17 protein-coding genes, 1 other RNA gene, 3 pseudogenes and 1 other annotated feature are annotated in these 22,356 nt (G+C 69.5%); of the genes and pseudogenes, 15 read left to right on the plus strand and 6 right to left on the minus strand.

What is annotated here, in order from left to right:
* Positions 1 to 8 precede the first annotated feature (8 nt).
* Positions 9 to 1,778 carry a bifunctional 3'-5' exonuclease/DNA polymerase gene (locus FHX68_RS02435; protein ID WP_229661443.1) on the plus strand — a complete coding sequence of 590 codons (1,770 nt, stop codon included), beginning with the start codon at positions 9 to 11 and terminating at the stop codon, positions 1,776 to 1,778.
* Positions 1,779 to 1,790: 12 nt separating this feature from the next.
* Here the strand turns inward: FHX68_RS02435 and FHX68_RS02440 are convergent, their stop codons facing one another.
* On the minus strand, positions 1,791 to 3,560 hold the full coding sequence (locus FHX68_RS02440; RefSeq protein WP_141379453.1) for a DUF4012 domain-containing protein: 1,770 nt from the start codon (positions 3,558 to 3,560) through the stop codon (positions 1,791 to 1,793).
* A complete protein-coding gene (locus FHX68_RS02445) occupies positions 3,553 to 4,161 on the minus strand; it encodes an LPXTG cell wall anchor domain-containing protein (protein ID WP_229661442.1) in 609 nt (202 codons plus the stop codon). The genes FHX68_RS02440 and FHX68_RS02445 overlap by 8 nt, the downstream gene beginning before the upstream one ends.
* Before the next feature lie 153 nt (positions 4,162 to 4,314).
* On the opposite strand from FHX68_RS02445, the gene rnpB reads away from it, so the two are divergent.
* An RNA gene (rnpB, locus tag FHX68_RS02450) (RNase P RNA component class A) lies at positions 4,315 to 4,702 on the plus strand.
* 3 nt (positions 4,703 to 4,705) lie between these two features.
* On the opposite strand, the gene FHX68_RS16240 is transcribed toward rnpB, so the two are convergent.
* From FHX68_RS16240 to ppgK, 3 genes are all read right to left on the minus strand, one after another.
* On the minus strand, positions 4,706 to 5,089 hold the full coding sequence (locus FHX68_RS16240; protein WP_307723045.1) for an ATP-binding domain-containing protein: 384 nt from the start codon (positions 5,087 to 5,089) through the stop codon (positions 4,706 to 4,708).
* On the minus strand, positions 5,086 to 7,005 hold the full coding sequence (locus FHX68_RS02455) for a helicase domain-containing protein (RefSeq protein WP_307723044.1): 1,920 nt from the start codon (positions 7,003 to 7,005) through the stop codon (positions 5,086 to 5,088). Before FHX68_RS02455 ends, FHX68_RS16240 begins: the two co-directional genes overlap by 4 nt.
* Before the next feature lie 115 nt (positions 7,006 to 7,120).
* Positions 7,121 to 7,948: a polyphosphate--glucose phosphotransferase gene (ppgK, locus tag FHX68_RS02460; RefSeq protein WP_141379449.1), complete on the minus strand. Its 828-nt coding sequence runs from the start codon at positions 7,946 to 7,948 to the stop codon at positions 7,121 to 7,123.
* Between the two features lie 69 nt (positions 7,949 to 8,017).
* On the opposite strand from ppgK, the gene FHX68_RS02465 reads away from it, so the two are divergent.
* From FHX68_RS02465 to FHX68_RS02475, 3 genes are read left to right on the plus strand one after another with little or no spacing between them, the layout of a single operon-like run.
* Positions 8,018 to 8,260: an SPOR domain-containing protein gene (locus FHX68_RS02465; RefSeq protein ID WP_141379447.1), complete on the plus strand. Its 243-nt coding sequence runs from the start codon at positions 8,018 to 8,020 to the stop codon at positions 8,258 to 8,260.
* A 51-nt stretch (positions 8,261 to 8,311) separates the two neighbouring features.
* On the plus strand, positions 8,312 to 9,649 hold the full coding sequence (glnA, locus tag FHX68_RS02470) for a type I glutamate--ammonia ligase (protein ID WP_141379445.1): 1,338 nt from the start codon (positions 8,312 to 8,314) through the stop codon (positions 9,647 to 9,649).
* Between the two features lie 6 nt (positions 9,650 to 9,655).
* Positions 9,656 to 12,652: a bifunctional [glutamine synthetase] adenylyltransferase/[glutamine synthetase]-adenylyl-L-tyrosine phosphorylase gene (locus FHX68_RS02475; protein WP_141379442.1), complete on the plus strand. Its 2,997-nt coding sequence runs from the start codon at positions 9,656 to 9,658 to the stop codon at positions 12,650 to 12,652.
* A 395-nt stretch (positions 12,653 to 13,047) separates the two neighbouring features.
* Here FHX68_RS02475 and FHX68_RS02480 read toward each other — a convergent pair.
* Positions 13,048 to 13,227, minus strand: a pseudogene (locus FHX68_RS02480) (IS256 family transposase); the annotation flags it as partial.
* A gap of 55 nt (positions 13,228 to 13,282) precedes the next feature.
* Here FHX68_RS02480 and FHX68_RS15425 point away from each other — a divergent pair.
* The 10 genes and pseudogenes from FHX68_RS15425 to trxA form a co-directional block, all read left to right on the plus strand.
* Positions 13,283 to 14,196 (plus strand): annotated as a pseudogene (locus FHX68_RS15425) (IS3 family transposase); the annotation flags it as partial.
* Positions 13,582 to 13,716, plus strand: a sequence feature (AL1L pseudoknot). It overlaps the preceding pseudogene by 135 nt.
* A gap of 159 nt (positions 14,197 to 14,355) precedes the next feature.
* Positions 14,356 to 14,910 (plus strand): transposase, encoded by a 555-nt coding sequence (locus FHX68_RS15675; protein WP_229661628.1) that lies wholly within the window; start codon positions 14,356 to 14,358, stop codon positions 14,908 to 14,910.
* A gap of 16 nt (positions 14,911 to 14,926) precedes the next feature.
* Positions 14,927 to 15,160, plus strand: a pseudogene (locus FHX68_RS02490) (integrase core domain-containing protein); the annotation flags it as partial.
* A 183-nt stretch (positions 15,161 to 15,343) separates the two neighbouring features.
* Positions 15,344 to 15,592, plus strand: a complete 249-nt coding sequence (locus FHX68_RS02495; RefSeq protein ID WP_141381324.1) for a hypothetical protein — start codon at positions 15,344 to 15,346, stop codon at positions 15,590 to 15,592.
* 68 nt (positions 15,593 to 15,660) lie between these two features.
* A complete protein-coding gene (dnaK, locus tag FHX68_RS02500) occupies positions 15,661 to 17,529 on the plus strand; it encodes a molecular chaperone DnaK (protein WP_141381323.1) in 1,869 nt (622 codons plus the stop codon).
* A 19-nt stretch (positions 17,530 to 17,548) separates the two neighbouring features.
* Positions 17,549 to 18,091: a nucleotide exchange factor GrpE gene (locus FHX68_RS02505; RefSeq protein ID WP_141381322.1), complete on the plus strand. Its 543-nt coding sequence runs from the start codon at positions 17,549 to 17,551 to the stop codon at positions 18,089 to 18,091.
* Between the two features lie 3 nt (positions 18,092 to 18,094).
* Positions 18,095 to 18,982, plus strand: coding sequence for a DnaJ C-terminal domain-containing protein (locus tag FHX68_RS02510; RefSeq protein ID WP_141381321.1), 888 nt, complete (start codon positions 18,095 to 18,097; stop codon positions 18,980 to 18,982).
* Positions 18,979 to 19,290, plus strand: a complete 312-nt coding sequence (locus FHX68_RS02515; protein WP_141381320.1) for a chaperone modulator CbpM — start codon at positions 18,979 to 18,981, stop codon at positions 19,288 to 19,290. Before FHX68_RS02510 ends, FHX68_RS02515 begins: the two co-directional genes overlap by 4 nt.
* Positions 19,281 to 21,905 carry an ATP-dependent chaperone ClpB gene (clpB, locus tag FHX68_RS02520; protein WP_141381319.1) on the plus strand — a complete coding sequence of 875 codons (2,625 nt, stop codon included), beginning with the start codon at positions 19,281 to 19,283 and terminating at the stop codon, positions 21,903 to 21,905. Before FHX68_RS02515 ends, clpB begins: the two co-directional genes overlap by 10 nt.
* A complete protein-coding gene (gene trxA / locus FHX68_RS02525) occupies positions 21,902 to 22,354 on the plus strand; it encodes a thioredoxin (protein ID WP_141381318.1) in 453 nt (150 codons plus the stop codon). Before clpB ends, trxA begins: the two co-directional genes overlap by 4 nt.
* Positions 22,355 to 22,356: the final 2 nt, after the last annotated feature.

The raw sequence follows: 22,356 nt of genomic DNA on the forward strand, positions 1-22,356 counted from the left end.
CGGCGGCCGTGACCGCCGCGGGCGAGGTGCGGTGGCGGGTCGTGGGCCGCGAGGGCGGTTCGGTTGTGCTCGTCGACCTCGACGCCGGTCTCGACGAGGTGCGCCGGGAGCGGGTGGGTCCCGACCGGTGGGCCGTCGAGGCACCCGCCGCAGACCCCTCCGCCCGTTGGGTGTGGAGCGATACCGCGCGGTGGTACCCGGACCTCCTCGCCGCGGGGAGCGTCGTCGCGCGATGCCAGGACCTGCGGCTGTGCCACGCGATCCTGCGCGCGAGCACTCTCGTCCCCCCGGCCGCGCGCGCAGACCGGTCCGCTGACGCGCCCGGTGACGCGTCTCGCGACGAGCGGTGGGATGCCGCGCCGGTGGATGCCTCGTCAGCTGTCGCCCCGGCGGGGGAGCCCGCCCTCTTCGACCTCGACGACGCCCCGGCGGCACCGGTCGGCGTGCCCGACGGGATCGATGACGTGCTCGCCGAGTTCCGCCGCCAGCAGGACGCCCTCCGCGCGGCGAGCGACCCCGGTCGCCTGCGACTGCTGATCGCCGCCGAGTCGGCGGGCGCGCTGCTCGCCGCCGAGATGCAGGCTGCCGGGGTGCCGTGGAGCCTCGACGTGCACGAAGGCATCCTCGAGGCCACGCTCGGCGCGCGTCCGACCGGCGGGGCCGCGCCCGCGCGGGTGCAGGAGGTCGCGCGGGCGGTCCGTGACGCGCTCGGCGACCCGGCGGCGAGCCTCGACTCGCAGCCGAAGCTGCTGCGGAGCCTGCACCGAATCGGGATCCACGCGCGCTCGACGAGCCGGTGGGAGCTGGCGGAGTACGACCACCCCGTGATCGCGCCGCTGCTGGAGTACAAGAAGCTGATGCGCCTCATGAGCGCCAACGGCTGGGCATGGCTCGACGAGTGGGCGCGCGGCGGCAGGTTCCGGCCCGTGTACGTGCCCGGCGGCGTCGTGACCGGGCGCTGGGCGTCGTCGGGCGGGGGAGCGCTGCAGCTGCCGCGGGCGCTGCGACCCGCGGTGCACGCCGACCCCGGGTGGACGCTCGTGGTCGCCGACGTCGCGCAGCTCGAGCCGCGCGTGCTCGCCGCGATGTCGGGCGATCTGGCCCTCGCCGAGGCGGCGCGGGGCCGCGACCTCTATGACGGGATCGTCGCGTCGGGCTCGATCGCCACGCGCGCCGAGGCGAAGATCGCGATGCTCGGCGCGATGTACGGCGCGACCACGGGCGACAGCGGGCGGCTCGTCCCCGCTCTGCGCCGCGCGTATCCGCGTGCCATGGGGCTGGTCGACGCCGCCGCCCGCACGGGAGACAGCGGCGGCGCCGTCACGACCTGGCTCGGCCGGTCGAGCGCGCCGGCCGGTTCGGAGTGGCACGAGGTGCAGGCGCGCGCCGGTGGGCCGGATGCCTCCGACGCCGACCGTGCGCAGGCGCGCCGCTCCGCGGGCGATCGAGGTCGCTTCACGCGCAACTTCGTCGTGCAGGGAACCGCGGCCGAGTGGGCGCTCGCGTGGCTCGCCGACCTCCGGGGCCTTCTCGCCGAGCTGCCGGCGGTGCCGGTCGAACAGGGCGCCGAGGCATCCGGGCCGGTGTTCTCCCGGCGCGCGCATCTGTGCTTCTTCCTCCACGACGAGATCATCGTGCACGCGCCGCTCGCGCAGGCGGAGGCGGTGGCGGATGCGGTCGCGCGGAGCGCCGAGCGGGCCGCACGGCTGCTGTTCGGTGGCTTCCCGATCGACTTCCCGCTGGACCTCCGCATCTCGATCGACGCCGCGAAAGGGTGAGACGCGGCGCGGTCAGTCGCAGGGCGCCGCGGCGACCGGCGCGACCGTGACCGGGTTCATCATCGGGGTGTGCACGATCACCGGGTGGGGCGACTGTCCGTCCTTGCCCGCAAGGAACCGGAAGGTCGTCGTCTGCGACTGTCCCGGTGTCAGCGCGATGCGGACGACGGATGCCGGGTTCGCGCCGGGCACATCGGTCGAGACGACGGCCGCGCCGCCGCTCTCGACGCCGCCGAAATACCAGCCGCTGGGCACCATGACGGTCACGTCGGTCGTGATGTCGCCCGGGGCGCCCGGGTTCGTGCCTCCGGTCATCGACGGGGGGTAGGTGCGCGCGGAATCCGTCAGCGTGCTCTGCAGCGTCACGGCGACCTCGACCTCCGCGACGCCGTCGGCCCGGCACACGCGTGTGGACGGATCGACCTGCACATCGAGGAAGGTGTCGAGCTTTCCCGTGGTCGCGTCGTTGAAGAACACGCCGATGGCGTCATCTCCCGCGGCCCGATACCGGGCGAGCGTGCCGGCGAGCGGACCGTCGGCGAGCACCGCCTGTTCGTCGGCGTGCGCGCTCCACACCGAGACGCGGCCCTGCGCGACGGGCTCGGCCAGCGCCTGCGCCCAGGCGGCCACGTCGAACGGCGTGTCGAGCAGCGTCTCGAAGAGGTGCGGGGTGAGGTCGCTCTGCATCGCGGTCTGCTCGAGCGGGGTGCGTTCGAGGTACGGACGCACGAGCATCTGCTCGATCACCGAGGCGGTGTCGACGACCGGGCCGTCGGAGAGCGTGAGCGGGCCGGTGATCCGCAGCAGCGCACGGAGCACGATCGGGTCGATCGACACGATCGCATCGGGCGCCGGCTGGGCGAGTGTCTGCCACCACGCCGACGCGAGACGGGCGCTCAGATCGAAGTCGGGGGTGACGGTGATGTTGGTGACGTATCGACCGAACGTCGGGCCGTACAGAGCGGTGAGTTCGGTCGGGAGCTCCTTGGCCGGCGGTGCGCTCCGTGCGAAGCTCGCCGAGTCGGCGTGCGCTCCGACGCTCAGCTTTCCGTCCGTCGCGCGCACCTCGATGAACGAACCGGTGATGCCGCCACCGGTGCGCGCCTCCGCGGCGTTCTGCACCATCACGAGCAGCGTGCGGTCGCCGTCCGCTCCGAGCATCGCCGGCAGGATCGACGCGGCCGACGCCGCGTCGTCGAGGAGCGGCGCGGCATCCGTCACGAACGCGCGGATGTCTGTCACGCCCTCGCGCATCGGCGGCAGCAGGGCGCCGGGGTCGATGCGGTCGAGTTCGGTCTGCGCGTGGGCGGCCGCGTCGGCGGTCTGGCGCAGCGGCGCGGTGAGCCCCTGGATGCGGGCGAGATCGACGCCCGGCTCGGTGCCAGTGCCTGCATGAATGGCTTCGAGGAGCGGGTCGGCCGCGGCTGTCAGGTCGCGCACCGACTCCGCTGACACGCGCACCGCCGCGGCATTCGGTCCGGCGAACGGCAGCACCTCCGCGGCGCGCCAGAGCGGGTCGGAGGTGAGCTCGGCGGCACGGGCGGCGTGGGCGTGCACGTCGTCGAGTGCCGTCTGCGCGGCCGGCATGTCGCGCGTGCCGATCGCCGCCGTCAGCGTCGTCCGTTCCGCCTGCACCTCCTCCAGCTCGCCCTTCGCGAGCCACGCCCGCACGCCGAGCCACGCGGCGATGCCGACGAGGAGGGCGAGCACCACCCCGATGGCGGGGAGGAGCCAGCGCCGGCGACCCGTGCGCGGCGGAGCGGTCGTCGGAGCGTCAGCCACGCGCGCGACGGGAGCGTCGCGCGACGAGGAGCGTCCCTCCGGCGATGACGAGTGCGCCCGCCCCCCAGAGGAACGGGAGTACCGCGGCCGCGTCGCCACCAGTGGAGGGCAGGCTCAGCCCCGCCGTCGTGACGGTCGCCCCGGGAGGCGAGGTCAGGCACTGCGGCGTCGACGGCGGGTACGACAGCGGCACCGACAGCGTCGGGTCCACCTCGATCGTCGCGGTGATCTCCCCGCGCGCCCACGCGAAGTTGCCGGCGGTCTCGACCCACTCGCCGTTCGTGTACTCCCAACCCGGCCAGCCGTTGCCGCGTCCGTCGTCGCCGACCGAGGCGCCCGGCCACAGCACGGTGCCCGAGAGTCGGCCGTCGACGAGCTCGCCGAGCGGGATCGTGACGCTGTCGCTGCCGTTGGAGAGCACGAGCCGGGCGGTGTGCCCCGTGGCGACGTTGCTCGGATCGTTGAGGGCCACGGAGTACGTGATCCACGGCACGTCCGCGGAGCAGGCGGGCGAGACGCTCGACCCGCTCAGCGACGGTGTCACGGGCGGTGACGGCGCGTAGGAGTCCGAATCGGTGGCCGCCGCGGCGGCACTGGACACGCCGAGCACCATCAACGCGGCGCACGCAACGGAAAGAAGAAACTTGCGCATGACTGCCTCCCCAATGGCAATCGGACCCAACCCCCCAGCCGGGCCCGTGCGAACACCGTAGCACGCCGGAGAGGCGGCGGACAGGTAGACTCGACGGGCGAATGGGTCGGCTGGACGGTCGCGTGGCGGGGGAGACCCCGCGCCGAGGAACGTCCGGGCTCCACAGGGCAGGGCGGTGGGTAACACCCACCCGGAGCGATCCGCGAGACAGTGCCACAGAGAGCAGACCGCCCCGGATTCTCGCTCGTCGAGAGCCGGGGTAAGGGTGAAAGGGTGGTGTAAGAGACCACCGGGGTCGTGGTGACACGACCCGCACGGTAAACCTCGCCCGGAGCAAGGTCAGACAGGGGATGTGGACGCGGCCCGCCGAGTCCCCGGGTAGACCGCTGGAGCGGCACGGCAACGTGTCGCCGAGAGAGATGACCGTCCACGGGGCCTCACTTCGGTGAAGACCCCCGGACAGAACCCGGCGTACAGGCCGGCCCATTCGCCCTCACGAGGTCAGCAGCACGAGCTGCGCCGTCGCGCGGGTCATCGCCACGTAGCGGTCCACCGCTCCGGTGAGTCCGTCGCCGAACCCTTCGGGGTCGACCAGCACGACGAGATCGAACTCCAGCCCCTTCACCCGCTCGGGGTCGAGCGAGCGCACGCGATCGCGCGGCGGGAACCACGGCGCCCCGATCACGACGGCGACGCCCTCCGCGTGGGTGTCCGCCCACTCGGTGATGATCCGCTCGAGATCGACCACCGGTCCGTGCCGCACCGGCAGGCCGGAGTGCCGGATGGCGCGGGGCACCGAGGCATCCGGCAGTGCCGCCCGGATGACGGGCTCGGCGACCGCCATCACCTCCTCGGGTGTGCGGTATCCGATCGTCAAGGTCGACACCGTGACGCGCCCGACGCCCACGCGCCCGACGCGCTCCTCCCACGTCTCCGTGAACCCGTGCCGCGCCTGCGCCCGGTCGCCCACGATCGTGAAGCTGCCCGAGGGGCACCGGCGCAGCAGCATCTGCCCCACTGCGCGTCGGTCAACTCCTGCGCCTCGTCGACCACGATGTGCGCGAACGGGCCCGCGAACGGATCCGCCGGCGCCTCCGCAAAGGTGTCGAGGGTCTGGCGCAGATCCTGCCCGCGCCGCATGGACATGACGCGCAGGTCGCCGTCGTCCGCCGCGATGAGATGCGTCACGACGTCATCCATCACCGCGCGATCGGCGGCGGCTTCGGCGCGAGCGCGCCGCCGCCGCACCTCGTCGGCGGGATCGCCCACCCGCAGGCGCGCGGCATCGAGCGACGGCAGGTCGACGTCGGTCGAGTCAGCGCCCGCCGCGCGCGTCAGCACCGCGACATCCGCACCGGTCAGCCACGGCGCGCACGTCGCCAGCATGTCGGCAGATGCCCACAGCCCCCGGAGCAGCGCCTCCGGGTCGAGAAGCGGCCAGATGCGTGCGAACGCGGAGCGCAGGTCGTCGTCGGCGTCGAGCACGGCGCGCGTCGCCCCCGCGTGGTCGTCGAGGCCGTAGGCGTCGAACTGCCCCTCGGCCTCGAGCGGATCGTCTCCGAAGCCGTCGTCGGCCTCGACGGGCGTCGCCTCGCCCCAGCCTTCGCTCCAGCGCTCGTCCGTGCCGCCGTCCGCCGCGTCGCCCGCTCCCGGCGTGAGACGGCGCAGCGTCTCATCCACCCGATCGGCGACGAGGTCGACGAGACGCTCCCACGCGTCCGAGTGGACGGCGTTGTGCGGGAGATCACCGGATGCCTCGAACACCTCGGCCCACTCGGCCGCAGAGACCTGCACCGGGCCCCACGGCGTCGGAACCGCGCGCGCCGCGACGGGCGGATGCTCCCACAGCGCGGTGGCGGCGTCGATCGCCGACGCCATGCGCGCGTCGCTCTTCACACGGCGGAGGTCGAGGTCGGACTCGACGGGGACATCGGCGCCTCCGCCGGTGACGAGGTCGGACAGCGTCGCGACGAGCGCGCCCTCCTCCCCGAGGCTCGGCAGCACGTCGTCGATGTAGTCGAGGTACGGGCGGTGCGGCCCCACGAACAGCAGCCCACCCCCGCCCTCGCGCAGGCGAGGGTCGCCGTAGAGCAGATACGCCGCGCGGTGCAGCGCCACGACGGTCTTGCCGGTGCCCGGTCCGCCCTCGACGACGAGCGCCCCGCTCGAGCCCGCCCGCACGATCGCGTCCTGATCGGCCTGGATCGTCGCCAGCACATCGCGCATGCGCGGAGAGCGGCTCGCGCCGAGGCTCGCGATGAACGCGGACTGGTCATCGAGCGCGGCGCCGTGATCGATCCCATCGGCCGCGAACATCTCGTCCCAGTAGTCGACGATGCGCCCGCGCGACCAGCGGTAGCGGCGACAACTGGCGAGCCCCAACGGATGCCCGTGACTCGCCGCGAAGAACGGCTCTGCCGCGGGAGCGCGCCAGTCGACGAGCAGGCGTGCGCCGGTGGCATCCGACAGCCCGAACCTGCCGACGTACACGAGCTCACCGTCCATCCCCGCCATCCGCCCGATGCACGCGTCGAGGCCGAAGCGCCGCAGCACCCGCAGCCATGCGCTCAGGCGCTGCACCTCGCGGTCGCGCTCGAGAGCCGCCTGCCCCGCACGACCGGGCTCGAGACGTACCCGCGCAAGACGCGCCGCGGTGTCGTCGACCGCGTCCGCCAGGGCGTCACGGATGCGGGCGAACATCTGCTCGTCGTCGCCGATGAGCGCGGGGGCGCTCTTCTCCGCCAGCCGGTCGGGGAGCGCGAATGCGCTCGTTCCGTCGTCGCTCTCCCGCATGCCGCACCCCTCACTCCACGCGCCCAGAAATCAGGCACGATCAGCGATTCTGGCGCACGAAGGGGGCCTTGCCGCAAGAGCCCCCTGAGGAGGGATAAGGGAAGGGGAGAGGGGTTCAGTCCGTCTCGGCGACGAGGTCGTCGGCCGACTCCGCCGGTACGCTCGCTTCATCGTGAGCGAGCGCGAGCGCCGCGGCGCCGATGATGCCCGCATTGTTGCGGTGCACGGCCGGCACCATCGGCGTCTGCAGGTCGAGCAGCGGCAGGAAGTGCTCCGAGTGCTTCGAGACTCCGCCGCCTACGATGAACAGGTCGGGGTTCAGCACGAACTCGAGGTGGCTGTAGTAGCGCTGGAGGCGCTTCGCCCACTCGTGCCAGCTCAGCTGCTCGCGCTCGACCGCCGAGTAGGCCGCCCAGCGCTCGAAGTCGGTGGACTCGTTCGCGCGCTGGAGGTGACCGAGCTCGGAGTTCGGGATCAGGATCCCGTCGTGCAGCAGCGCGGTGCCGATGCCCGTGCCGAGGGTCGTCAGGAGCACGAGGCCCTCGACACCGCGCGCGGCGCCGTACTGCGCCTCGGCGACGCCGGCGACGTCGGCGTCGTTGGCGAAGTGGATCTCGCGACCGAGACCGTCTTCGAAGAACTTCTCGGCCTCGAAGCCGATCCAGGTGTCGGCCACGTTCGCAGCAGACAGGGTGCGGCCGTGCTTCACGATCGCTGGGAAGGCGACCCCGAGCGGGATGTCGGCGTCGGTGACCCCGAGCGTGTCGAGCACGGTCTGCACGGCGGTCAGCACGTCGTCGGGCTCGGCGCCGGTCGGCGTCGCGACCTTCACCCGCTCGCTGAGCAGTGTCCCCGCCTCGAGATCCACCAGGGCGCCCTTGATGCCCGTGCCACCGATGTCCACCCCGACCGCCTGGGTCGCGTGCGTCGCCTGCGTCGTCATGCCCCCAACCTTAGCGACGCGGAGCGCGGCGATCATTAGGATCTGAATGAACCCTCGGAAGGAGCCGCTATGTTTGCCGGCGAAGACAAGTTCTGGTACAACCTCACGACAGGAAAGGTGGAGCGCGGTTTCGAGTCGCCCGCGATCGATCGCGTCGGCCCCTTCGACACCGAGGAGGAGGCGGCCGCGGCCCCGAAACTGCTCGCCGAGCGCTCGCGCGCGTGGGCCGACGACGACGCCGCCGAGGATGCCTGGGGAACGGGCTCCGGCGCGGCCTCGGGCGATGAGCAGACGGACGCACCGGGCCGATAGTCTGGCCTTCGAGTCGGTCGCGCGTGCGCGGGCCGTGTGGGAGAGGACGCGATGGACAAGCAGCGGGACTTCGTACTGCGCACGATTGAGGAGCGGGGGGTCAAGTTCGTCAGGCTGTGGTTCACCGATGTGATCGGCACGCTCAAGTCGGTCGCGATCGCTCCCGCCGAGGTCGAGGGCGCGTTCACGGAGGGCCTCGGCTTCGACGGTTCGGCGATCGAAGGGCTCACCCGCTCGTACGAGTCGGACCTGCTGGCCCACCCCGACCCCACGACCTTCCAGACGCTGCCCTGGCGCGGTGAGATCGACCCGACGGCGCGGATGTTCTGCGACATCACGACCCCCGACGGCCAGCCCGCCGTCGCCGACCCGCGGCACGTGCTCAAGCGCACGCTCGCGAAGGCGGCCGACGCCGGGTTCACGTTCTACACGCACCCCGAGATCGAGTTCTACCTGCTGAAGTCGTCGTCGTTCGGCCCCGACGGGCCCGAGCCGGTCGACTCGGCCGGCTACTTCGACAACGTCCCCGGCGGCACCGCGCACGACTTCCGTCGCCGGAGCGTCCGGATGCTCGAAGACCTCGGCATCTCGGTGGAGTACAGCCATCACGAGGGCGGCCCGGGCCAGAACGAGATCGATCTGCGCTACGCCGACGCCCTCGCGACCGCCGACAACATCATGACGTTCCGCACGGTCGTCAAAGAGGTCGCGATCGAGCAGGGCGTGTACGCGACGTTCATGCCCAAGCCCCTCTCGGGGAAGCCGGGCAGCGGCATGCACACGCACATGTCGCTCTTCGAGGGCGACCACAACGCGTTCTACGAGGAGGGCGCGCAGTACCAGCTCTCGAGGGTGGGGCGTCAGTTCATCGCGGGCCTGCTGACCCACGCGAACGAGATCGCGGCGGTCACGAACCAGTTCGTCAACTCCTACAAGCGACTGTGGGGCGGCGATGAGGCGCCGAGCTTCATCTGCTGGGGGCACAACAACCGCTCCGCCCTTGTGCGGGTGCCGATGTACAAGCCGAACAAGGGTCAGTCCACGCGCGTCGAGTACCGCGCGCTCGACCCCGCCGCGAACCCCTACCTCGCCTACGCCCTGCTGCTGGCGGCCGGGCTGAAGGGCATCGAGGAGGGCTACGAGCTTCCGCCGGAGGCCGAGGACAACGTGTGGTCGCTCACCGACGCCGAGCGGCGTGCGCTCGGCTACGCGCAGCTGCCCGCGAGCCTCGACCACGCCCTGGAGTACATGGAGGACTCGGAGCTTGTCGCGGAGACGCTCGGCGAGCAGGTGTTCAACTACGTGCTGCTCAACAAGCGCCGCGAATGGCAGGAATACCGCGCCCAGGTGACGCCCTTCGAACTGAAGAGCAACCTGGAGATGCTCTAACCCGCCATGTCCGGCGGCGAGCGAGCCTTGGGTCGCACGACCCTCGCGCGCGACGGGTTCAGCGAGCTCGGCGACGCCGATCGCCTCCTGACCGAGCTCTCCGATGCGGTCGGGATGCCGCGCGAGGAGATCCTCGTCGGCGCGGCGTCGGCCGCCGATCCCGATGCCGCACTGTCGGCCCTCGCCCGGATCGCGCGCCGTGATCCGGCGGCGGTCGGCTCGGCGCTCCGCCGGGTCGGCCCGACGCTCTGGCTGCTTCTCGGCGCGTCGAGCGGCTTCGCCGAGTTCTATCAGCGGCATCCCGAGGAACTGGCCGAGCTGCCCGAACCGGGTGGGGCGCTCCCGAGCGGTGACGACCTCGTCGCCGAGCTGCGCGCGGCAGTCGACGCGGATGCCTCCGGCTTCGCCGCACACGGCGACGAGTCGGCGTGGGTCGCCCTACGCGTGCGCTATCGGCGTCTGCTCGCCCGGATCACGGCGTTCGACCTGTCCGCCGACGACCCCGTCGCGGTGCTGCCAGCAGTCGCGGCGGCACTCGCGGATGCGGCGGGGGCGGCGCTCGAGGCATCCCTCTGCGTCGCCCGCACGCGTGTCGCGGGTGCCGCCGGCACGGGTCTGTTTCCGCGGGAGCAGGTCGAGGCGACGCGGCTCGCCATCATCGGCATGGGCAAGGCCGGGGCGCGCGAGCTGAACTACGTCAGCGACGTCGACGTCATCTTCGTCGGCGGTGGCACCGATGCGCTCCTCGACGAGATCGGGGAGAGCCGGGTGATCGACATCGCGACGCGCCTGGCGGTGCAGACGATGCGCGGCATCTCGGGCATGGAGATCGAGCCGCCGCTGTGGGAGGTCGACGCGAACCTCCGCCCGGAGGGCAAGCAGGGCGCCCTCGTGCGGAGTCTCGACTCCCACCTGGCCTACTACGACCGCTGGGCGAAGAGCTGGGAGTTCCAGGCGCTGCTGAAGGCGCGTCCGCTCGCCGGGGATCGCATGCTCGGGGCGGCATATGTCGAGGCGCTGCAGCCCAGTGTGTGGACGAGCGCCGCGCGGGAGAACTTCGTCGACAGCGTGCAGCGCATGCGCGAACGCGTGACGGAGTTCATCCCCGCCGAGGAGGTGCCGTACCAGCTGAAGCTCGGGCCGGGCGGCATCCGCGACATCGAGTTCACGGTGCAGCTGCTGCAGCTCGTGCACGGTCTCGCCGACGACCGCATCCGTCAGCGCGGCACGCTCGACGCGCTCGAGGCCCTCGTCGCCGAGGGGTACATCGGGCGCATGGATGCCGCGGCGTTCGCCCGCGACTACCGCATGCTGCGCGTGCTCGAGCACCGGATGCAGCTGCGGGAGCTGCGTCGTACGCACCTCATGCCGCAGACGCCCGAGGGGCTCCGCGTGCTCGCTCGCGCCTCGCGGCTGGCCTCGGACGGCCCGGGTGTCTGGGCTCTCTGGGAGGGGATCAAGCGCGAGGTGCGCGAGATCCACGTGCGGCTGTTCTACCGGCCGCTCCTCTCCGCCGTCGCCGCACTCCCCGCCGAGGAGCAGCAGCTGTCGACGGCGCAGGCGCACGACCGACTCGCGGCGATCGGGTTCCGCGACCCCGCCGGCGCGCTCCGCCACATCGGCGCGCTCACGGGCGGCATCAGCCGCAAGGCATCCATTCAGCGTCACCTCATGCCGATCATGATCCGCTGGTTCGCCGACGGGGTCGATCCTGACTACGGACTTCTCGCGTACCGGCGCATCAGCGAGCGGCTGGGGGAGACCCCCTGGTTCCTGCGCATGCTGCGCGACTCGTCGGGCGCGGCCGAGCGGCTCACGCACGTCCTCTCCGGATCGCGATACATCGGCGAGCTGATGGAGTGGATCCCCGAGTCGGTCGCGTGGCTCGACTCGGACGACCAGCTGCGGCCGCGGAGCGGTGTCGCCCTGCAGGACGAGGCGCGGGCGATCCAGACCCGTCACGAGACCATCGGCGACGCGATGCGCGCGGTGCAGAACCTCCGCCGGCGCGAGCTGTTGCGCTTGGCGTTCGGCGCGATCCTCGGCACCCTCACGATCGAGGAGCTCGCCGAGGGGCTCACCACGGTCAGCGAGGTGACGATCCAGGCGACTCTTCGCGCCGTGCGGCGCGAGGTGGTGCCGCCGGAGGATGCGGCCCTCGACTTCTCGGTGATCGCGATGGGCCGGTTCGGCGGCGGCGAGCTCGGGTTCGGCTCCGACGCCGACGTGCTCTACGTCTACGACGCGAACGGGCTCGACCCCGAGCGCGCGCACGAGCTGTCGCGTCAGCTCGTGGCGGGCCTGCGCACCTACTCGGAGGATCAGCGCGTGCCGTTCGACCTCGACGCTGATCTCCGCCCGGAGGGCCGGAACGGCCCGCTCGTGCGCTCGCTCGACTCGTATGCCGAGTACTACCGCCGCTGGTCGCTGTCGTGGGAGGCGCAGGCCCTGCTGCGGGCGCGCGGAGTGGCCGGCAGCGTGAACCTCATCCGGCGGTTCATGGCGATCGCCGACGAGGTGCGGTATCCGGCGCAGGTGCAGGTGCAGGATCTGCGCGAGATCAAGCGGATCAAGGCGCGCGTGGAGAACGAGCGGCTGCCGCAGGGCGTCGACCGTGCGCGCCACGTGAAGCTCGGCCCCGGCGGGCTGAGCGACGTCGAGTGGCTCGTGCAGCTCATCCAGCACGAGCACGCCCACGCCCTGCCGGGCCTGCGGACGAGCTCGACGCTGGATGCGTTGGAGGCGGCCCGCGCGGCGGGGCTGGTTCCGGATGCCGCGGCCGCGCGCCTGGCCGCATCGTGGCGTCTCGCGAGCCGGCTGCGCTCGGCGAACACCCTCCTGTCCGGGCAGACGAGCGATGTGCTCCCGACCGACCGGGCCAAGCTCGACGGCATCGGGCGGCTCCTGGAGTACCCGGCCCGGTCCGCGACGCTCGTCGAGGAGGAGTGGCTGCGCACCGCGCGCCGTGCGCGCCGCGACTTCGAGAAGCTCTTCTACGGGTGAGGCTCCAGCCGCGGTTGAAGCCCGCGCCCGGCCGCCGCAACTGCAAAGCCGCGGCGGCGACACGCCGACGATCGGGTCGCGCAGGCGGCGTGTCGCGCAGGATGCCTTGCAGTTGGGGCGCGAGGCATCCAGCCCTGACCGTGCCCACGTGCCAAACCCCCACCGCAACGCCGAACGCCCCGGCATCCAGGGATCGGATGCCGGGGCGTTGCGCGGTGCGTTGGGAGATCAGACGCCGAAGTACAGCTCGGCTTGAGGATCTGAGAACCGGAGGGGGTTCCGCAGGCTCACACTTCCCTGCAAACACAGGGAAGTGCAATGGTGAGTATGGGTGGGGTCGGTCAAGCCCCGGGACGTGGTGTAGCGGTCGGTGATCCTTCTGCTGTTGATTTTGGTTAGGCGCTGAGTTCGAGGACGGTGTCGGTGGTCGCCTCCGTTCCGGTGTCGGGGATGAGGGTGAGGCGGGACTTGGCGAGGATGTCGAGGCCGAGGTAGCGGCGTCCTTCGGCCCATTCGTCGGTGTGTTCGGCGAGGACCGCGCCGACGAGGCGGATGATCGCGTCACCGTTGGGGAAGTGAAGCGCCCTGGGTCTGATGGAGACTCTTGACCTTGGAAACGAGGATGGAGTTATGCCCAAAGAACTGGCGAATGGGAAGCCGGCAACGCGTCGCTACTCGGTCGAGGAGAAGGCCGCCGCGGTGCGGATGGTGAGAACGCTGCGCGCTGAGCTCGGCGTCATGCAAGGGACCGTGCAGCGCGTCGCGACGCAACTCGGCTACGGGGTCGAGTCCGTGCGGACGTGGGTGAGGCAGGCCGACGTCGATGACGGTGTCGCCCCCGGCGTGAGCAGCGCCGAGGCGCAGCGGGTGCGAGAGCTCGAGCAAGAGAATCGGGAGCTTCGCCGGGCCAACGAGGTGCTCAAGCGAGCCGCGTCTTTCTTCGGGGCGGAGCTCGACCGCCACTACCGGAAGTAGTCGCGTTCATCGACGCGAACAAAGACGACGTCGTGGACTGCCGTCGCCTCGGAGTCGAGCTCATCTGCAGACTGTTGCAGGTGGCTCCGAGCAGCTACTACGCCGCCAAGATCCGCGCCCCCTCGGCCCGTGCCCTGCGGGACGAGGAGTTGGTGCCGCAGCTGGTCGAGATCTGGGAAGCCAACTATCGCGTTTACGGGGTCCGCAAACTCTGGAAAGCCGCCCGACGTGCGGGGATCACGATCGGCCGGGACCAGACCGCCAGGTTGATGCGGATCGCGGGGATCGAAGGCGCGAGGCGGTCGAAGCGGATCAAGACGACCAGGCCGGATCCTTCGTCGGCGCGGCACCCGGACCTCGTGAAACGGGAGTTCACCGCGACCGCGCCGAATCGGCTCTGGGTCACGGATCTGACATTCGTGCCGACCTGGGCCGGCGTCGCGTATGTGTGCTTCATCGTCGACGCGTTCTCCCGCATGATCGTGGGGTGGCGGGTCGCGCCGCACATGCGCACCGAGATGGTCCTCGACGCGATCGAGATGGCCCGCTGGTCCCGCGGCGCCCACCACGCGACCGCGATTCCGAAAACCGCCGACGGCGCCGTCGAGATGATCCGCCAGTTAAAAGTTGTGCATGATTCCGCGGTCGTGAACCGCTCCTCGACGATGATCATGATGAAAGCGATGCTCGTCCACGGCACGGACGAGATGCGCCGCGAGACGAACAGAATGTCACGCCCGAAGCTCGCCCGACACCTCGCTGCCTCACGACCGCGGAACCTGGACACTCCCGACGACGCGCTGCGCCACTCGGTCCGCACTTTGGCGCGACGCTGGCTTACCCTGGACGCGGAAGCCAAGGAACTCGAAGAACTCATCGAGGCCCTCGTGCGCAGCACCGCCCCGCAGCTGCTCGAGCAGTTCGGGATCGGAGTCGACACCGCCGCAGAAATCCTCATAGTCGCCGGAGACAACCCGGAACGGATCCACTCCGAAGCCGCATTCGCCAAGCTCGCTGGCATCGCCCCCGTCCCAACAGGCTCGGGCATGAGCAGCGGGAAGCATCGCATCAACCACGGAGGCCACCGCCAGCTCAACGCCGCGATCTATCGGACAGTGATCGTGAGGATGCGGTTTCATGAGCCGACCATCGCGTACGTCGCCCGACGCACCGCTGAGGGCCGAAGCAAGCGAGACATCATCCGCTGCCTCAAGCGCTCTGTGATCCGCGAGGTCTACCACCTCGTCAAAGCGCACCCCACGACCGGCGAAATCGGGAGTTGACAAATATAGGAGCTTCAACGCCCTGGCCGAGACGGTCAACGGCTACTACAAGACCGAACTCGTCCGCGGGCCCTCACGCCCCGGACCCTGGCGAACCGTCGAAGACCTCGAGCTCGCGACCCTCGGCTGGGTGCACTGGCACAACACGCAGCGCCTCCACGGCTACCTCGGCGACATCCCACCCGCCGAGTTCGAGAACGCGTTCTATGCTGTCCACGGCGACCGCAACCTGCTGGTCGGAATCAAATAGCGCGAGTCTCCATCAGACCCAGGGCGCTTCAGGGGTACGCGGAGAACGGGTCTGGAACCTCGCCGCGGCACGAGTGCTTCTCGGAGCTAATGCCCGAGGTCGAGCCGTATCGGCTCACGGTGAACGAGGAGGTCACCAAGTGTTCGCAAATGCAGTGCACGCAGCGCCAAGCAGTCGACGCGGGTGGATCTATTCCGCGATCGCGACCAGTACATCGTCGATGCCAATCTGCCTCGCGTTGACCCTGGCTGCTTCGACGTCGACGGGCAGCTGATGAGTACTCGCGCGGCAAGTCAGCAGATGGCGCCCAGCAGTAAGCGGATCACTGACCGCTACCACAACACCGTGCTGCTCATCGGGATGTTGATGGCGAAGCTGCCGGTGCGCAATCCCCTCGAGAACCCACTCGAGCCCCGCATGTCACTTGCGTAGCGCCGTCCGGGCGCTATGCTCGGGGTATCCGGAAATCGGGCGCTCACCGCAATAGAAGGGAAACCGACATGGCCAAGGCAGCAGGAATCGACCTCGGAACCACCAACTCCGTCATCGCCGTCTGGGAGGGTGGCGAGGCGAAAGTGATTCCCAACGCTGAAGGCGCCCGCACCACCCCGTCCGTCGTCGCTTTCACAGAGGACGGGGAGCGGCTGGTCGGGCAGCTGGCCCGCCGGCAGGCCATTCTGAACCCGAAGGGCACCATCTCCTCTGCGAAGCGGTTCATCGGTCGTTCTTTCGACGAGGTCAAGGACGAGGCCAAAGCCGTCGGATTCGACGTGGTCCCAGGACCGAACGGCGAGGCCCGGTTCAACATCCGGGGAAAGCTCTACGCGCCGGAGGAAATCGCCGCTATGATTCTGCGCAAGCTCGCCGACGACGCCAGCAAATTCCTGGGTGAGAAAGTAACTGAAGCCGTCATTACCGTTCCGGCATACTTCAACGACGCACAGCGGACCGCCACGAAGGACGCCGGCCGCATCGCGGGCCTGGACGTGCTCCGCATCATCAACGAGCCCACCGCGGCCGCTCTCGCGTACGGGATGGACAAGAAAGGGCACGAGACGATCCTCGTGTTCGACCTCGGCGGTGGCACGTTCGATGTCAGCATCCTCGACGTAGGCGACGGCGTGGTGGAGGTCCGTTCCACCGCTGGTGACACTCACCTGGGCGGTGACGACTTCGACCGCCGCCTTGTGGACTACTTCGCCGAGCAGTTCAAGAACGAGAACGGCATCGACCTGCGCAATGACCCGCAGGCGCTGCAGCGCCTGTTCGAAGCGGCCGAGAAGGCCAAGATCGAGCTCAGCTCGGTCACCCAGACGCAGGTGAGCCTGCCGTTTATCACGGCTGACGCCAACGGGCCGAAGCACCTGACTTTGACGATCACGAGGTCCAAGTTCGAGGACCTCACGGCCGACCTCGTGGAGCGATGCCTGGGCCCGGTGCGTCAGGCGATGGCTGACGCGAAGGTGAGTGAGAATGACATCGACGAGGTGATTCTCGTCGGGGGCTCCACCCGCATCCCCGCCGTGCAGGCGCTGGTGAAGAGGCTGACCGGGGGCAAAGAGCCCAATATGACCGTCAATCCCGACGAGGTGGTCGCAGTCGGCGCCGCCATTCAAGCCGGTGTGCTCAAGGGCGAGGTCGATGACGTGGTGCTGCTGGACGTGACCCCACTGTCGCTGGGGGTGGAGACTCGCGGTGGAGTGATGACGAAGATCATCGAGCGCAACACCACCATCCCCGCGCGACGCAGCGAGGTCTTCTCAACAGCCGAAGACAATCAACCTTCGGTGGACGTCGTCGTCTTGCAGGGTGAGCGTGAGAACGCGGCGGACAACCGGGTGCTCGGCCGGTTCCAGCTCACCGGTATCCGTCCGGCGCCTCGCGGCGAAGCGCAGGTGGAGGTCACCTTCGACGTCGACGCGAACGGCATCCTGAATGTGACCGCGAAAGACAAGGACACCGGCACCGAGCAGGGGATCACGATCAGCGGCACCTCGAACCTCGACCAGGGTGAGATCGACCGAATGATCAAGGAAGCCGAGCAGAATCGCAACGACGACCAGGCGCTGCGGCGGGCCGTCGATGCCCGCAACGAGCTGGATTCCGCCGCCTACCAGGTGGAGCGGGCGTTGCGCGAGCTCGGTGAGTCGGCGCCCGGGCATGAGCGGGCGCGAGCAGAGATGCTCATCACTCAGGCGCGTGAAGCGGTGGCAAACAACGTCAGCGAGCAGGAGGCGAAGGATCTCACCGGTGAGCTGTTGCAGATGGCCCAGTCTCTCGCAGCGGCCCGCGCGACCAGCCAGAACGAGGACTCCGCATCCGTAGACGAAGACGAAGACGACGTCGTTGACGCCGAGTTCGACAAGTAACGGGAAGGAGTACACCTCGATGCCCGACGAACACGATCACGAACACGACACCACGCCGTTGGACCAGGTCGACACCGGAACCGCGGATGCGCTCTCTGACGCGGGCACCGCGACGGCGGAATTCGCGGAGCAGCTGCGTACTGCTGAGGACCGGTGGCGGCGGACGGCCGCGGACCTGGACAACCTCCGCAAGCGGACGGCGCGGGAGATCGAAACGGCCCAGGAGCAGGAGCGGCGGCGGACAGCGAGATCTTTCTTGCCGGTCATCGACGGTTTGGACAGGGCGTTGAGCTTTGCCGAGAACCTGGGTGAAGGTGTGCGCGGCGGGATCGAAGCGGTCCGGGCTGAGGCTGCCGGTGCGTTGCGCGCTCTCGGGTACCCGGAGATCGCCGTGGAAGGCGTGGTCTTCGACCCGCAGCTGCACGAAGCAGTGTCAGTGGTCGAAGATTCCCAAATGCCCGCGCGCACCGTTATCGCCGTCACTCGGCCGGGGTTCGGCACAGCTGAACGCATGCTTCGCCCCGCTGCGGTGGTCGTCACTCGCCTTCCCGACGGGGGCTAGCCCATGGCGGACGACCTGTACGGCGCCCTGGGGGTCTCCCGGACGGCAGACCAGAAAGAGATCCGCCGCGCATACCGTGAGAAGGCCCGCAAATTCCATCCGGACGTCAACAAGACGCCGGGCGCGGAGGAGACCTTCAAGCGCATCAGCGAGGCCCACGATGTGCTCTCCGACCCGGAGACCCGCGCCCAGTACGACCGGTTCGGGGAGAACTTCCGCCAGTACGCCGCCGCCGATGCCGCGCATTCCGCTTCTGGCCCGCGTCGCGGCGGCGGCACCCGGTACACCCGCGGTGGGACGGGTGCCCAGAATGTGAACTGGGAGGATCTGTTCGGCGGGGGCTTCGGCGGCTTCGGCCGAGGAGTGGACCACTCCGCCGAGCTGGAACTCACCGTCGAAGAGGCCTACCGGGGCGGGAAGCGCACTGTGCAAATCGGATCGCCGTTCGGCGGGGCGCGGGAATACGTCATCGACATCCCCGCTGGCGCCCTCGACGGTCAGCGGCTGAGGATTCCCGGCGCAGGCGGGGCCGGTGCGGACGGGCAGGACGGCGATCTGCTGGTCACGCTGCGCGTGAAAGACAGCAAGAGGTACCGACTGGATGGCGCGAACATCGAAACCGACCTTCCCATCGCCCCGTGGGAGGCGGCGCTGGGCGCGGATGTGAACATGCCGACCCCTGGCGGTTCGGTCACCGTGCACGTCCCGCCCGGCTCTTCCACCGGCAGGCGGCTGAGGCTTCGCGGTCAGGGTATGCCGCGACGTGGACAGCCGGGCGACTTGTACGCCCGGGTCAAGGTCGTCGTCCCCCGCACCCTCACCAAAAAGGAGAAGGAGCTGTTCGAGAAGCTCCGCGATGTGTCGTCGTTCGATGCGAGGAGAGGATCATGACCTCACGTCACCTGCCCGTTCGGATTGCCCGGGTCGACCTGAAGGCCGCTGCTGTCGCCGCCGGCATCCACCCCGACACGCTGCGCAAGTTCGTCGACCTCGGCCTTGTTACCGCGCACACCGATCGCACCGGAAGTCTCTGGTTTGCGCGGACCGTGCCCGACCGGGTGCACACAATCGTGCGGCTGCACTCGGATCTCGCCGTCAATTACGCAGGCATCGCGCTTGTCCTGGATCTACTCGCTCGCATCGAGCAACTCGAGCAGCAACGCCCTATTCGACTTGAAGGAGACACCTCGTGGACATGAACCGGCTCACCCAGAAGTCGCAGGAAGCTCTCGCCTCCGCGCAGAACATCGCTGTCCTAGCCGGGCAGATTGAGACGGACGAAGAGCACCTCCTGCTGGCGTTGCTGCAGCAGGAGGAGGGGCTGGCACCCCGGCTGCTGCAGGCGACCGGCGTTGACCCGGACTCGGTGCGCGCGGCGGTGGAGGCGGAGATAGCCCGGAAGCCGAGGGTGTCCGGAGCCTCCCCGCAACCCACGCAGGTCTACCTCAGCCGCAGCCTCGCGGCCACTCTTGAACGCGCCGAGCGGGAAGCGAAGCGGCTGAAGGACTCGTATATCTCCGTCGAGCACCTGATGCTCGCCCTCGCCGATGACTCGTCTTCCCGGCCCGCATCGCGGATCCTCCGTGAGCACGGCGTCACCCGGGAGAACTTCCTGGCTGCCCTCAGCAAGATCCGAGGCAACCAGAATGTGAACTCTGCCACCCCCGAGCAGACCTACGAAGCGCTCGAGAAATACGGCCGAGACCTGGTCGCTGACGCCCGCGCGGGGCGTCTGGACCCGGTCATCGGCCGGGACTCGGAGATCCGCAGGGTCATCCAGATCCTCTCTCGCAAGACGAAGAACAACCCCGTCCTCATCGGGGAACCCGGCGTCGGAAAGACCGCCATTGTGGAGGGGCTGGCCCAGCGCATCGTCAACGAGGACGTCCCCGAGGGGCTGCGGGACAAAACGATCTTCTCCCTGGACCTGTCCTCGCTGGTAGCGGGGGCAAAGTACCGGGGTGAGTTCGAAGAGCGGATGAAGGCCGTGCTCGCTGAGGTCACTGCAGCCCAGGGGCGGATCCTGCTGTTCATCGACGAAGTGCACACCCTCGTCGGTGCGGGCGCCACGGAAGGAGCGATGGACGCCGGCAACATGCTCAAGCCGATGCTTGCCCGCGGAGAACTGCACCTGATCGGGGCGACCACTCTCGACGAGTACCGCAAGCACATCGAGAAGGACGCCGCACTGGAGCGACGGTTCCAGACGGTGATGGTCGAAGAACCGGACGTGGAGGACGCGATCTCCATTCTCCGCGGGCTGCGGGAACGTCTGGAGGTCTTCCACGGCGTCCGCATCCAAGACAGTGCCCTGGTAGCCGCGGTCACGCTGTCCCACCGTTACATCCCGGACCGGTTCCTGCCGGACAAGGCGATCGACCTCGTCGATGAAGCCTGCGCGCGGCTGCGCACCGAGATCGACTCGATGCCCGCTGAGTTGGACGAGCTCATCCGTCGCGTCAGACGCCTGGAGATCGAGGAAGCGGCGCTGTCCAAGGAGACCGACGCTGCCAGCAAGAAACGGCTCGAGGAGCTGCGCCGCGAGCTCGCCGATCTGAGGGCAGAAGCGGACGCGATGCTGGCGCAGTGGGAGGCGGAGCGGCAGGCGATCCGCAAGGTGCAGGAGCTGCGCGCGGAGCTGGAGCGGCTGCGCCGCGAAGCCGAGGCCGCCGAACGCTCCTACGACCTCAACCGTGCCGCCGAGTTGCGGTACGGGGCCATGGCCGACGTCGAGCGCCGCCTCCGGGCGGAGGAGGAACGGCTGGCCCTCAAGCAGGGCGGACAGCGGCTGCTGCGCGAAGTGGTCACCGAGGATGAGATCGCCGAGATCGTCGCCGCGTGGACAGGCATCCCGGTCGCCCGGTTGAAGGAGGGGGAACGCGACAAGATCCTCTCCCTCGACACCAGGTTGAAGGAACGGGTGGTCGGCCAGGACGAAGCAATCGCGTTGGTCACCGACGCGATCATCCGCGCCCGCTCCGGTATCCGCGACCCGCGCCGCCCCATCGGGTCGTTCATCTTCCTCGGGCCCACCGGTGTGGGGAAGACCGAGCTTGCAAAGGCGCTCGCGGAGGCCCTGTTCGACAGCGAGTCCGCGATGGTCCGCCTCGATATGAGCGAGTACCAGGAACGGCACACCGTCAGCCGCCTGGTCGGGGCGCCTCCCGGGTACATCGGTTACGACGAGGGCGGCCAGCTCACCGAGGCCGTACGCCGCCGCCCTTACAGCGTCGTCCTGTTCGACGAGATCGAGAAGGCCCACCCGGACGTGTTCAACACGCTGCTGCAGGTCCTCGACGACGGACGGATCACCGACAGTCAGGGCCGTACCGTCGACTTCCGCAACACCATCATCATCATGACCTCCAACATCGGTGCCCATCACCTGCTTGCTTCCGATGGAGGCGAGATCCCCGACGATGTCCGCAACAAGGTCCTCGCTGAGCTGCGCGGCCACTTCCGCCCGGAGTTCCTCAACCGTGTGGACGACATCGTGGTGTTCGCGCCGCTGGGGCGCGAGCAGATCCAGGAGATCGTGGAGCTGCAGTTCAACGACCTGCGCGCCCGACTGGCGGAGCGTAATATCCGCCTCGAACTGACCCCGGAAGCGCGGCAGTTCATCGCCGACCGGGGTTACGACCCGGTGTACGGCGCCCGGCCGCTGCGGCGCTACATCAGCCATGAGATCGAAACACGGCTGGGGCGGGCGCTCCTCAGCGGCGAGGTGATGGACGGGGCGACGGTCACTCTCGATGTTCGCGAGGGTGAGCTTGTCTTCGACATCGACAACTCCGCATCCGAGGAGACGGCATGAGCGCCATCGTCTCGTGCCCGAACTGCGGGAAGAAGAACCGCGTCCCTTCTGCAGCATCCGGGTACCCTCGATGCGGGGTCTGCAAGACCACGCTCCCGTGGATCGTGAATGCCGACGACGGTGACTTCTCCCGGGTCGTGGAGCAGGCGCCGCAGGTGGTGCTCGTCGATCTGTGGGCGTCCTGGTGCGGACCGTGTCGGCAGGTCAGCCCCGCACTGGAGAACGTCGCCACGCAGCGGGCAGGAAAGCTCAAGCTCGTGAAGGTGGACGTGGACGCTGCACCGGAAACGGCGCGGAAGTTCTCCGTTCAGGCAGTACCGACCCTCCTCATCCTCAAAGACGGGAAGGTCCTCGCCCGCCAAGCCGGCGCGGCACCCCCGGACGTGCTGCTGCGGTGGGTCGACGAAACCCTCGAGAACCAGCCCGCCTCCTCAGGCGCGACCACATGAGG

The organism is Microbacterium lacticum, from assembly GCF_006716815.1.
Taxonomy (GTDB): Bacteria; Actinomycetota; Actinomycetes; order Actinomycetales; family Microbacteriaceae; genus Microbacterium; species Microbacterium lacticum.

Bases quoted from the DNA above. Each gene is read 5' to 3' on its own strand.
- FHX68_RS02455 (WP_307723044.1), bottom strand. From the start codon at position 7,005: ATGCGGGAGAGCGACGACGGAACGAGCGCATTCGCGCTCCCCGACCGG.
- ppgK (WP_141379449.1), bottom strand. From the start codon at position 7,948: ATGACGACGCAGGCGACGCACGCGACCCAGGCGGTCGGGGTGGACATC.
- FHX68_RS02465 (WP_141379447.1), top strand. From the start codon at position 8,018: ATGTTTGCCGGCGAAGACAAGTTCTGGTACAACCTCACGACAGGAAAG.
- glnA (WP_141379445.1), top strand. From the start codon at position 8,312: ATGGACAAGCAGCGGGACTTCGTACTGCGCACGATTGAGGAGCGGGGG.
- FHX68_RS02475 (WP_141379442.1), top strand. From the start codon at position 9,656: ATGTCCGGCGGCGAGCGAGCCTTGGGTCGCACGACCCTCGCGCGCGAC.
- FHX68_RS15675 (WP_229661628.1), top strand. From the start codon at position 14,356: ATGTCACGCCCGAAGCTCGCCCGACACCTCGCTGCCTCACGACCGCGG.
- dnaK (WP_141381323.1), top strand. From the start codon at position 15,661: ATGGCCAAGGCAGCAGGAATCGACCTCGGAACCACCAACTCCGTCATC.
- FHX68_RS02505 (WP_141381322.1), top strand. From the start codon at position 17,549: ATGCCCGACGAACACGATCACGAACACGACACCACGCCGTTGGACCAG.
- FHX68_RS02510 (WP_141381321.1), top strand. From the start codon at position 18,095: ATGGCGGACGACCTGTACGGCGCCCTGGGGGTCTCCCGGACGGCAGAC.
- FHX68_RS02515 (WP_141381320.1), top strand. From the start codon at position 18,979: ATGACCTCACGTCACCTGCCCGTTCGGATTGCCCGGGTCGACCTGAAG.
- trxA (WP_141381318.1), top strand. From the start codon at position 21,902: ATGAGCGCCATCGTCTCGTGCCCGAACTGCGGGAAGAAGAACCGCGTC.